General features: G+C 70.2%; 11 protein-coding genes. 3 read left to right on the forward strand and 8 right to left on the reverse strand.

All coding sequences use genetic code 11. From position 1 onward, the window contains the following. Nucleotides 1-569 precede the first annotated feature (569 nt). The 6 genes from scpB to AB0F88_RS01285 form a co-directional block, all read right to left on the reverse strand. A complete protein-coding gene (scpB, locus tag AB0F88_RS01260; protein ID WP_362676091.1) occupies nt 570-1,181 on the reverse strand; it encodes an SMC-Scp complex subunit ScpB in 612 nt (203 codons plus the stop codon). Next, nucleotides 1,174-2,007 carry a segregation/condensation protein A gene (locus AB0F88_RS01265; protein ID WP_362676093.1) on the reverse strand — a complete coding sequence of 278 codons (834 nt, stop codon included), beginning with the start codon at nt 2,005-2,007 and terminating at the stop codon, nt 1,174-1,176. Before AB0F88_RS01265 ends, scpB begins: the two co-directional genes overlap by 8 nt. 30 nt (nt 2,008-2,037) lie before the next feature. Further along, a complete protein-coding gene (locus AB0F88_RS01270) occupies nt 2,038-2,985 on the reverse strand; it encodes a ParA family protein (protein WP_329093373.1) in 948 nt (315 codons plus the stop codon). Between the two features lie 99 nt (nt 2,986-3,084). Next, on the reverse strand, nt 3,085-4,011 hold the full coding sequence (locus AB0F88_RS01275) for a tyrosine recombinase (protein WP_362677887.1): 927 nt from the start codon (nt 4,009-4,011) through the stop codon (nt 3,085-3,087). A gap of 12 nt (nt 4,012-4,023) precedes the next feature. Continuing rightward, entirely contained in the window at nt 4,024-4,644 is a 621-nt protein-coding gene (locus AB0F88_RS01280; protein WP_362677889.1) for an NUDIX hydrolase, read from the reverse strand. A 47-nt stretch (nt 4,645-4,691) separates the two neighbouring features. Continuing rightward, complete coding sequence (locus AB0F88_RS01285) at nt 4,692-6,362, reverse strand: CTP synthase (RefSeq protein ID WP_350967271.1); 1,671 nt, start codon at nt 6,360-6,362, stop codon at nt 4,692-4,694. A 186-nt stretch (nt 6,363-6,548) separates the two neighbouring features. Here AB0F88_RS01285 and AB0F88_RS01290 point away from each other — a divergent pair, with 186 nt between their 5' ends. From AB0F88_RS01290 to AB0F88_RS01300, 3 genes are all read left to right on the forward strand, one after another. Further along, nucleotides 6,549-7,232, forward strand: a complete 684-nt coding sequence (locus AB0F88_RS01290) for an acyltransferase (RefSeq protein ID WP_362676096.1) — start codon at nt 6,549-6,551, stop codon at nt 7,230-7,232. Nucleotides 7,233-7,299: 67 nt separating this feature from the next. Then, the gene (locus tag AB0F88_RS01295) at nt 7,300-7,893 is read left to right on the forward strand and encodes a DUF4126 domain-containing protein (protein WP_362676098.1); all 594 of its coding nucleotides are present in this window, start codon (nt 7,300-7,302) and stop codon (nt 7,891-7,893) included. Nucleotides 7,894-8,134: 241 nt separating this feature from the next. Further along, nucleotides 8,135-8,749, forward strand: a complete 615-nt coding sequence (locus AB0F88_RS01300; RefSeq protein ID WP_362676100.1) for a hypothetical protein — start codon at nt 8,135-8,137, stop codon at nt 8,747-8,749. Nucleotides 8,750-8,917: 168 nt separating this feature from the next. Here AB0F88_RS01300 and AB0F88_RS01305 read toward each other — a convergent pair whose 3' ends face one another. After that, nucleotides 8,918-9,193 (reverse strand): hypothetical protein, encoded by a 276-nt coding sequence (locus AB0F88_RS01305; RefSeq protein WP_362676102.1) that lies wholly within the window; start codon nt 9,191-9,193, stop codon nt 8,918-8,920. Between the two features lie 19 nt (nt 9,194-9,212). After that, nucleotides 9,213-11,324 (reverse strand): excinuclease ABC subunit UvrB, encoded by a 2,112-nt coding sequence (gene uvrB, locus AB0F88_RS01310; RefSeq protein ID WP_362676104.1) that lies wholly within the window; start codon nt 11,322-11,324, stop codon nt 9,213-9,215. Between the last annotated feature and the right edge of the window lie 75 nt (nt 11,325-11,399).

Consider the following 11,399-nt stretch of genomic DNA (forward strand, 5'->3'; position numbering starts at 1 on the left):
CTGGGAACCGCCCGAGGGCCTGCCCCCGCCGTACTGGCTCCGCGAACCGTCCCGCTCCGCCCGGAAACCACCACGATCATCACGACGCGGACCGTCCGAGCGGAAACCACCGGACGACGAACCACCGCGGTCATCACGACGCGGGCCGTCGGAACGGAAGCCACCGCGATCATCGCGACGCGCGCCGTCGGAGCGGAAGCCGTCGCGGTCGTCGCGGCGCGGGCCGTCGGAGCGGTAACCGCCCTGCGAACCCCCCTGGGAACCGCCCGAGGGCCTGCCCCCGCCGTACTGGCTCCGCGAACCGTCCCGCTCCGCCCGGAAACCACCACGATCATCACGACGCGGACCGTCGGAACGGAAACCACCGGACGACGAACCACCGCGATCGTCACGACGCGGGCCGTCGGAGCGGAAACCGCCCCGGGACCCGCCGGAGGAGGACCCGCCTCGGGAGGAGCCGCCGCGGAATCCACCGGACTGCGAGCCCCCACGGGAATTGCCACCGCGCGGGGCTCCGCCACGGCCTTGACCGCGTCCATCACCGGACGGGGTACTACGCCTGTTGTTCACTACTTCTGCTCCTCTAGGGATTCCATGTCGTCGGGCAGGAAAGGTGCCAGCTCGGGAAGCTCGTCGAGCTCCCGCAGGCCCATCCGCTCGAGAAAATACGAACTCGTCCGGTAGAGCACGGCTTGGCTCTCCGGTTCGGTGCCGGCCTCTTCGACCAGCCCCCTCGTCATCAGCGTGCGCATGACGCCGTCGCTGTTGACACCGCGGATGGCCGCCACCCGGGCCCGGCTCACCGGCTGCCGGTAGGCGACCACGGCCAGGGTCTCCAGCGCGGCCTGGGTCAGGCGCGTCTGCTGGCCGTCGCGGACGAACCGCTCCACGAGTGGCGCGCACTCGGCCCGCGTGTAGAACCGCCAGCCGCCCGCGACCTCTCTCAGGTCGAAACCCCGTCCGGCGGCGGTGTATTCCGCCGAGAGCTCCCGGATCGCCCGCCCGATCTCGTGGACGGGCCGTTCCAGAACCTGGGCGAGCGTCACCTCGGCGACGGGCTCGTCGACCACCAGCAGGATGGCCTCCAGCCCGGCACGCAGGTCCGGCTCGGCACGCGGACCGGGCTCGGCGGACGGGCCGATCTCGGCACGCGAACCGGGCTCTGACGCCAGGTCAGTCATCGGCGGGCTCTCTCCTCGGGCTGTTCGGGGTCTCGTCGTAGTCGTCGGCCACGGCGACGTCGCCGTCGTCGCTGCCGGTCCAGGTCACGTACAGCTCTCCGAGAGGCTCCACCTGCTCGAAGGACACGGCCGCCTCCCGGTAGAGCTCCAGGACGGCCAGGAAACGCGCCACGACCTCGAAGGTTCCGGCGCAGTCGGAGGTGAGGGCCCGGAAAGTCGCCCGGTGCATCCGCCGCAGCCGCTCGACAAGGATAACCGCCTGCTCGCGGACATTGGCGAGCGGTTGGTAGATGTGGGCCGTCGAGACCGACGGGGGCACCTTGGGGGCGAAGGCCCGCTGAGCGATCTCCGCGAGGCGGTCGGGGCCGATGCCGAGGATCAGCTCGGGCAGCAGGCTCGCGAACTCGGCCTCCATCGGCACGGTGCGGGGGAAGCGCAGCGCCTCCTCGGCCATCCGGCTGGAGAAGACCTTGACGACCTCCTTGTAGGCCCGGTACTGCAGGAGACGGGCGAACAGCAGGTCACGGGCCTCCAGGAGGGCCAGGTCCTCCTCGTCGTCGACCTCGCCCGAGGGCAGCAGCCTGGCGGCCTTGAGATCGAGCAGGGTCGCCGCGACGAGCAGGAAGTGGCTCGTCTGGTCCAGGTCCCACTCCGGGCCCCTGGCCCGGATGTAGGAGATGAACTCGTCGGTCACCTGGCTGAGCGAGACCTCGGTGATGTCCAGCTTGTGCTTGGAGATCAGACCGAGCAGGAGGTCGAAAGGACCCTCGAAGACCTCCAGATGCACCTTGAAGGTGTCATCGTCGGTCCTCGGCTGCTCGGTCATCCCGCCATTGTCCCGCACCCGGGGGTGGGATCACCGCTCCAGCGCGGCCCATCTGGCCAGGACTTCCCTGGCGAGCTCGCGGTACGCGCTGGCGCCGAGCGAGGAGGAGTCGAAGCTGGTGATGGGCTCACCGGCCACGGTGGCGTCGGGGAAGCGAACCGTCCGGTTGATCACCGTGTGGTAGACCTTCTCGTCGAAGGCCTCGACGACCCGGGCCAGCACCTCGCGGCCGTGCAGGGTGCGCGCGTCGTACATGGTGGCGAGCAGGCCCTCGATGACCAGCTCGTCGTTGATGCGCTCCTGGACCTTGATGATGGTGTCCATGAGCAGCGCGACACCGCGCAGCGCGAAGAACTCGCACTCCAGCGGCACCATGACGCCGTGCGCGCAGGCCAGCGCGTTGATCGTGAGCAGTCCCAGGGAGGGCTGGCAGTCGATCAGGCACACGTCGTACTCGGGCAGGAGGGGTTTGATGACCCGGCCGAGCACCTGCTCGCGGGCGACCTCCGTGACGAGCTGGACCTCCGCGGCCGACAGGTCGATGTTGCTGGGCAGCAGGTCCATGCCCTCGACACCGGTCTCCAGCAGCACGTCCCTGGCGGTGATCTGCCGCTCCATGAGGAGGTTGTAGACCGTCAGGTCGAGCTGGAGGGGGTTGATGCCGAGGCCGACCGAGAGGGCACCCTGCGGGTCGAAGTCGACCAGCAGGACCTTGAGCCCGGCCTCCGCCAGCGCGGCGCCCAGGTTGATGGTGGTCGTCGTCTTGCCGACGCCGCCCTTCTGGTTGACCATGGCGACGACCCTCGCCGGCCCGTGCACCGTACGGGGGGGCGGGTCGGGGAAGACCGGCCGGGGACGCCCGGTCGGGCCGAGGACTCCCCCGCTGCGAGGGGTCCCGGCGGTCTTGGTGTCGCCCCAGGGATTCTCGGGGTTTGCCGGGGTCGTTCCCCGGATAGAACCGTCGGTGGTCACAGTCACCAGTCGAACCTCCCTGACGGCCTCTAACCGGACCGTCCGGACGGACACTATGGCGTCAACACGTATGCGGCAAGGCGGCACGCCCGGACATAAGCAAGGTCAATCCCGTGTGCGCGGATGCGCGGCGGCATAGACCTCGCGGAGCTTGTCGACCGTGACCTGTGTGTACACCTGGGTGGTGGTCACCGAGGCGTGGCCGAGTAGTTCCTGAACCACCCTAACGTCCACACCCCCGTCAAGGAGGTGGGTTGCGAACGAATGTCGCAACATATGTGGCGACACTCCTTCGAGCCCGCCGCGCTCGGCGGCGGCCTGGAGGACCTCCCAGGCGCCCTGGCGGGTGAGCCGCCCGCCCCTGGCGTTGAGGAAGAGCCCCGAGGTGCCCCGGCCGTGTGAGGCGATGCGCGGGCGCGCGCGGGTGAGGTAGGCGCGCAGCGCCTCCCCCGCGAAGCCGCCCAGGGGCACCAGCCGGGTGCGTCCGCCCTTGCCGCGCAGGCGCACCCGCTGGGCCTCGGCCCCCAGGTCGACGTCGTCGACGGTGAGCCCCACGGCCTCGGAGATGCGCGCCCCGGTGCCGTACAGCAGTTCGAGCAGCGCCCGGTTACGCAGCGTGAGCGGGGCTCCGTCGGGCCCCGAGGCGGCGATCAGGCGCTCCACGTCGCGGACGCTGATCGCCTTGGGGAGCCGCCTGAGCTGGCGCGGCGAGCGCACCTCGTGGGCCGGGTCGTGGCGGCAGACGCCCTGGCTCAGCGCGAAGCGGTGCAGGCCGCGCACCGCGGAGACGGCCCGCGCCGCCGAGGCGGCGACGAGGGCCTGGTGTCCCCCGTCGCCCTCCCTGAGCGCCGCCACGAAGGCGGTGACGTCACCCTCGGCGACCTCGCCGAAGGTGACGCGGCCGCGCTGCTTGAGGTGCTCCACGTACCGCAGGAGGTCACGGCGATAGGAGGCCAGGGTGTTGGCGGCCAGGCCCCGCTCCACGGCCAGGTGGGCGAGGTAACTGGACAGGACGGCCTCCGTCTCGCTCAGGGTGTCCTCCTGTCATGCCTCCGGTGCGTCGGCGGGCCGCAGTGAGGCGAATCCGTCCGCCGAAGCGGCGTATGCGGCGAGAATACCGGCCACGGCTTGGGAATTGTGGATCATTCCCGCCATGGCACGCCGAACCGCGTCGGACAGGGGAATCCAGACCACCGGCATGTCGGCCTCCTCGTGCCGGTGGACGAAGTCCAGCTCCCCCTCGGGGATGGGGCTGACGTCCCTGGCGAGGAAGATCCGGGTGCGCTCGTCGCTCATCCCGGGCGAGGTGAAGGCGTCGATCAGGGTGTGCCAGGTGCCCGCCCGGTAGCCCGCCTCCTCGGCGAGCTCGCGGGCCGCCCCCGCCTGCAGGGCCTCGCCCTCGACGTCGCGCAGTCCCGCGGGCAGCTCCCACAGCAGCCGCCGTGCCGGGTGGCGGTACTGGCGGATCAGCAGGACCCGCCCCCGCTCGTCGAGGGCGACGACGGCCACGGAGCCCGGGTGGGTCACGTAGTCACGGTCGACGACCTCGCCGTCCGGCATCACGACCGCGTCGGTGACCCCGGTGATGACGCGGGCGCGGAAGCGCTCGGTGGAGGAGGCGACCTTCCACTCCTCGGGAACGTCCACGACGTCCACGGCGTCCACGGCGTCCCGGCCCTCCCGGTTCTCCCCCGCGCCCGCTCGCGAGCCGCTCACTTTCCCCGCCCCGCCTTGGCGGCGGTGCCGCGGATGTCGGCGTACGTCAGGGCGGCGCCGATCAGGCCCTTGAACAGCGGGTGCGCCCGGGTCGGCCGGGAACGGAACTCGGGGTGCGCCTGGGTGCCGATGAAGAAGGGGTGGACGTCGGCGGGCAGCTCGGCGTACTCCACCAGGCGGCCGTCGGGCGAGAGCCCGGAGAAGACCATGCCGACCTTCTCCAGCTGCTCGCGGTAGGCGTTGTTGACCTCGTAGCGGTGGCGGTGGCGCTCGTCCACCTTCGCCATGCCGTACAGCTGGCGGGCGAGCGTGCCCTCGCCGAGCCTGGCCGGGTACAGGCCCAGCCGCATGGTGCCGCCCATGTCGCGCTCGCCGGAGACGACGTCCTCCTGGTCGGCCATGGTGGAGATGACCGGGTGGGTGGTCTCGGCGTCGAACTCGGTGCTGCCGGCGTCCTCGATGTCCGCGAGGTTGCGGGCGGCGTCGATGACCATGCACTGCATGCCCAGGCAGATGCCGAGCAGCGGGATCTTGTTCTCCCTGACGTGCCGGATCGCGCCGACCTTGCCCTCGATGCCGCGTACGCCGAAGCCGCCGGGCACCAGGACCCCGTCGACGCCGTCGAGCTCGCGGGCCGCGCCCTCGGGGGTCTCGCAGTCGTCGCTCTTGACCCAGCGGATGTTGACGCGGGCGTCGTTGGCGAAGCCGCCCGCGCGCAGCGCCTCGGTCACCGACAGGTAGGCGTCGGGCAGGTCGATGTACTTGCCGACGAGCGCGATCGTGACCTCGTTGGCCGGGCGGTGCACCCGGCGCAGGAGCTGCTCCCACTCCTTCCAGTCGACGTCCCTGAAGGGCAGGCCCAGGCGGCGCACCACGTAGGCGTCCAGGCCCTCGGAGTGCAGGACCTTGGGGATGTCGTAGATGCTGGCGGCGTCGATGGCGGAGACGACCGCGTCCTCGTCCACGTCGCACATCAGGCTGATCTTGCGCTTGAGCGAGTTGGTGATCGGCCGGTCGGAGCGGCACACGATCGCGTCGGGCTGGATGCCGATGCTGCGCAGCGCGGCGACCGAGTGCTGGGTCGGCTTGGTCTTCAGCTCGCCGCTCGGCCCGATGTACGGCAGCAGCGAGACGTGCAGGAAGAACACGTTGTCGCGGCCGACCTCGTGGCGGACCTGGCGGACGGCCTCCAGGAAGGGCAGCGACTCGATGTCGCCCACGGTGCCGCCGACCTCGGTGATGACCACGTCCACGTCGGGCCCGGCCATCGACCGGATGCGGTCCTTGATCTCGTTGGTGATGTGCGGGATGACCTGCACGGTGTCACCGAGATACTCGCCGCGGCGCTCCTTGGCGATGACGTTGGAGTAGACCTGGCCGGTGGTCACGTTGGCCGAGCCGTGCAGCTCGGTGTCGAGGAACCGCTCGTAGTGGCCGACGTCGAGGTCGGTCTCGGCGCCGTCGTCGGTGACGAACACCTCACCGTGCTGGAACGGGTTCATCGTGCCGGGGTCGACGTTGAGGTAGGGGTCGAGTTTCTGCATGGTGACCCGCAGGCCGCGCAGCTTGAGAAGGCGCCCGAGGCTGGAGGCCGTCAGTCCCTTCCCAAGACTGGAGGCGACGCCGCCGGTGACGAACAGATGCTTGGTGTGTGCGGCGCTGCGCAAGAAGGCTCCCGTGGTCGTTACAGATCGTCGGCGCACCCTGATGAATGGCCTACAGGTCCACGGGCTCTCAGAATAACAAACGGTGCAGGCGAAGTACCCGAACAACCCCCCACCCGCGTTCTCCTCAAACCCAACCAAGCGGTAATTTGATCCGTTATGTCACTTCATGGTGTGGTACGGCGTGCCTTGGGCAGCCTCGTCCACCGGCTCTGGGAGGCGGTCCGCAAGGCCGGAGACGTCACCCCCGCCAGCCCCGCCGGATACCGCTTCCGGCGCCTCGGCGAGGGCACCTGCCTGTCGTTCCCGCTGGGAGCCGTCTTCGGCGAGGCCTGGATCGAGATCGGCGACCACACCCTGATCGGCGAGCGGGTCTCCATCTCCACGGGCATGGGCCCCGGGGTGGACCTGGGCCCGGACTCGATCGTGCGGATCGGCGGAGGCTGCTCCATCGGCAGGGGCAGTCACATCGTGGGCCACCAGTCGATCGACATCGGCGACGACGTCTTCACCGGCCCGTACGTCTACATCACCGACCAGAACCACGTCTACGACGACCCCGAGGCGCCGATCGGCCGCCAGTGGCCGCGCAACAACCCGGTGTCGATCGGATCCGGCTCGTGGCTGGGCACCGGCGCGATCATCCTGCCGGGCACCCGGATCGGCAGGCAGTGCGTGGTGGCGGGCGGGGCGGTGGTGCGCGGGGAGTTCCCCGACCACAGCGTGATCGCGGGCATCCCCGCCAAGGTGGTGCGCCACTACGTACCGGGCCAGGGGTGGCTGCCGCCCCACCTGGAGGTCGCGGGGAACGCGAGGAACGCCCGGGACGCCAGGAACCCCGTGGACACCGAGACCGGAGTGATATCGCGATAGGGGACGGATCGGGATCGATCGACGGCCGGGAACCGTTGAAGGAGGAGAGAGACACTACGGAGGTGCGATGCTCGCGGCACTGACGGGCCTTGGACTCTCCACCGCGGCCGGGCTCAACGCCTACATCCCGCTGCTGGTGGTCGGCCTGCTCGCCAACTTCACCGATCACGTACGGCTGCCGCAGGAGTTCGCCTGGCTGTCCAACGGCTGGGTGCTCGGGATCATCGGCGTGCTGCTCCTGGCGGAGTTCGTGCTCGACAAGGTCCCGGTGGTCGACAGCGTCAACGACATGATCCAGACCGTCGTCCGCCCGGCCTCCGGCGGCGTGGTCTTCAGCGCCACCGAGGCCGCCGCCCGGCTGGACGGCTCGACCTGGATGACCCACAACCCCTGGCTCAGCTGGGTGCTGGGAATCGCGATCGCCCTCGCCGTGCACACCATGAAGGCGACCACCAGGCCCGTGGTCAACGCCACCACGGCCGGGGTGGGGGCGCCCGTGGTCAGCACGGTCGAGGACGCCGGGGCACTGGGCATCAGCCTGGTGGCGATCTTCCTGCCGGTCCTGGTCGTCGTGGTGGTGGCGGGGCTGGCGCTGTTCGCCTGGTGGGCGACCCGCAGGATACGGCGACGGCGGCGAGAGGCCGCCCCGAGCCTGCGATGAGCCCGCGCCCGCGCGACCGCGCCACCTCTTCCGCGGGCCACCGTGTGGTGGTCCGTGTGGTGGTGCCTGCCACGAGCCGCGCCGTGGTCCGCGCCGCGGCGTGGACCACGACCGGTGCCACTCCCCCCGCGGGGATGGTGGCACCCCCGCCCGCACCGGCCGACCCCGCGAGGCCTGACGCCCGCGCGGGGACCGCGGCGCGGGCTATGCTCGAAACACCCTGTCCAGCCCCTGTCGGGAGGTGGCTCCGATCGGCGATTTCCTCATCGTCCTGCTGGTGATCCTGCTGTTCTTCCTTCTCCTGGGAGGAGTCGGGATCTACCTTCTGGTCAAGGTCGGCAGGAAGGCCACGAAGAAGGCCAGGGCCGTCTCCACCAGGGTCGCGACCCACGTGGCGGCGATGGGCACCGGCGACGCCGCGGAGACCGAGCGGATGCGCCTCGACCTGCGGCGTGAGGTCTCCCTGACCCGTCAGGCCGTGGACAACGCGCTGCGTGCCGGCTGGGGCCTGGGCGACCTGCCCCACCTCGTGGCGGAGATCTCGGTGCACGCCGAGCAGCTCGACGCCCAGCTCGCCCACTACGCCCAGGAGCGCCGGGTCTCGCCCTACATCGACCACACGGCGCTGGGCCGCCTGCGCGAGCACCACGCCAAGCTGACCACGTCCTGCGCCAGGATCAGGGCCGACCTGCGCGACGACCAGATGGCGCACTCGGCCGGGAGCATCGACGAGATCCAGGGCCGCACCGACCTGGAGATCGAGGCGCGCCGCCGCGCTCCCGACCCGCTGGACCAGATCGACGAGCTCTACAACCGCACGATGATCAACCGCTCCCACCCCGACGACTCCCGCTGACCCTTCTCTCCCGGCGGCTCCCGCCGCGAGGGGACGGTCGCCGGGCCGGTCACCGGCGAAACCCGCCGGTGACCTCTCGTGGTCGTCGCATCCCGAACGGCCCGCGAGCCGCACACGGTGAGGCGGATGTGGGCTTCGAGGTCGACATCGATCTCGAGCTCGGTGAGTTCATCGGTTCTTGACATCCTCCCGGCAGCCGGGGGCCTCCGCGCCGGAGGCGTTCGGCGAGCCCCACATCCCGGCGAGGTCGTCGTAGGTTGCTCCGGCGTTGATGCGGGCCCGCATGGCCTGGGCCTGGGCGGTGGGCAGGAAACCGTCGAGCACGACGGGAAGGCCGAGGCGCCAGCCGAGCAGGGCGCCGTCGACGACCCGCCAGTCGTGCCGGTCGGGCTTGTCGGCGACCATCTCGGCGGTCGCCGACTCCTCCTCGGCGGGCAGCCCCACCGCCCGGAAGGCGGCCGGGTCAGGAGACCCCGGCCTCGCGCATGTCGCGCACCTCCCGCTTGAGCTCCTTGATCTCGTCGCGGAGCCGGGCGGCGACCTCGAACTGGAGGTCGGTGGCGGCCTGGTGCATCTGCTCGGTGAGCGACTCCATCAGCGCCTCCAGCTGTGCCCTGGGCATCTCTCCGGCGATCGCCTTGGCGTGCTGGCCCGCCTGCTTGATCGCGAAGCCGGGGACGGGGGCCTTGCCGCGCGACTGCTGGCGGCCGCTGCCGCCGAGGAGCTGGGCGGTGTCGGCGTCCTCGCGGTTGAGCGAGTCGAGGATGTCGGCGATCTTCTTGCGGAGCGGCTGCGGGTCGATGCCGTTGGCCTCGTTGTAGGCGATCTGCTTGGCCCGGCGGCGGTTGGTCTCGTCGATCGCTCGCTCCATGGAGGGGGTGACCCGGTCGGCGTACATGTGCACCTGGCCGGAGACGTTTCTGGCCGCGCGGCCGATGGTCTGGATCAGGGAGGTCTCCGAGCGCAGGAAGCCCTCCTTGTCGGCGTCGAGGATGGCCACCAGCGACACCTCGGGCAGGTCGAGACCCTCGCGGAGCAGGTTGATGCCGACCAGCACGTCGAACTCGCCCATCCGCAGCTCGCGCAGCAGCTCGATGCGGCGCAGGGTGTCGACCTCGCTGTGCAGGTAGCGGACCCGGATGCCGAGCTCCAGCAGGTAGTCGGTGAGGTCCTCGGACATCTTCTTGGTCAGCGTGGTGACCAGGACCCGCTCGTCCTTCTCCGTACGGGTGCGGATCTCGTGGACCAGGTCGTCGATCTGCGACTTGGTCGGCTTGACGATCACCTCGGGGTCGATCAGGCCGGTCGGCCGGATGACCTGCTCGACCACGTCGCCCTTGGAGCGGCCCAGCTCGTAGGAGCCGGGGGTGGCCGACAGGTAGACCGTCTGGCCGATCCGCTCCAGGAACTCCTCCCACTTCAGCGGGCGGTTGTCCATCGCGGACGGCAGGCGGAAGCCGTGGTCGACGAGGGTGCGCTTGCGGGAGGCGTCCCCCTCGTACATCGCGCCGATCTGCGGGACGGTCTGGTGGGACTCGTCCAGGACCAGCAGGAAGTCCTCGGGGAAGTAGTCGAGCAGGGTGTTGGGCGCGCTGCCCGGGGTGCGGCCGTCCATGTGGCGCGAGTAGTTCTCGATGCCGGAGCAGGTGCCGATCTGGCGCATCATCTCCAGGTCGTACGTGGTGCGCATGCGCAGCCGCTGGGCCTCCAGGAGCTTGCCCTGGCGCTCCATGGTCTCCAGGGTCTCGGCCAGCTCGGCCTCGATGCCCCGGACGGCGTTCTCCATCCGCTCGGCGCCCGCGACGTAGTGGGAGGCGGGGAAGATGTAGAGCTCCTCGTCCTCGGTGATCACCTCGCCGGTGAGCGGGTGCATGGTCGCGAGCTTCTCGATCTCGTCGCCGAACATCTCGATCCGCACGGCGAGCTCTTCGTACTTGGGGATGATCTCGACGGTGTCGCCGCGCACCCGGAAGGTGCCCCGGGTGAAGGCCATGTCGTTGCGGGTGTACTGCATGTCGACCAGGCGGCGCAGCAGGGTGTCGCGGTCGATCTCCTGGCCGACCTTGAGCCTGACCATGCGGTCGACGTACTCCTGCGGGGTGCCCAGGCCGTAGATGCACGACACGGAGGCCACCACGATCGTGTCGCGGCGGGTCAGCAGCGAGTTGGTCGCCGAGTGGCGCAGCCGCTCGACCTCCTCGTTGATCGAGGAGTCCTTCTCGATGTAGGTGTCGCTCTGCGGGACGTACGCCTCGGGCTGGTAGTAGTCGTAGTAGGAGACGAAGTATTCGACGGCGTTGTTGGGCATCATCTCGCGCAGCTCGTTGGCGAACTGGGCGGCGAGCGTCTTGTTGGGCTGGATGACCAGGGTCGGCCGCTGGAGGCGCTCGATCAGCCAGGCGACCGTGGCGGTCTTGCCCGTGCCCGTGGCGCCCAGCAGGACGTTGTCCCTGTCGCCGGCCTTGACGCGCCGTTCGAGCTCGGCGATCGCGGCGGGCTGGTCGCCCGATGGGGTCATGTCGGTGACGACTTCGAAGGGCGCCACCCTGCGCTGCAAATCTGTTACCGGCCTCACCTGTCCCACTGTAGGTGGCGTGACCGACAATCCTTCTTCATAGGTCCGCGCACGGGTGGACCGGCGTCAACCGCG

The organism is Streptosporangium sp. NPDC023963 (genome assembly GCF_040639135.1).
Classification (GTDB): Bacteria; Actinomycetota; Actinomycetes; order Streptosporangiales; family Streptosporangiaceae; genus Streptosporangium.

Excerpts from the sequence above, each read along its gene's own strand:
- scpB (WP_362676091.1), bottom strand. The coding sequence starts at position 1,181 with ATGACTGACCTGGCGTCAGAGCCCGGTTCGCGTGCCGAGATCGGCCCG.
- AB0F88_RS01265 (WP_362676093.1), bottom strand. The coding sequence starts at position 2,007 with ATGACCGAGCAGCCGAGGACCGACGATGACACCTTCAAGGTGCATCTG.
- AB0F88_RS01295 (WP_362676098.1), top strand. The coding sequence starts at position 7,300 with ATGCTCGCGGCACTGACGGGCCTTGGACTCTCCACCGCGGCCGGGCTC.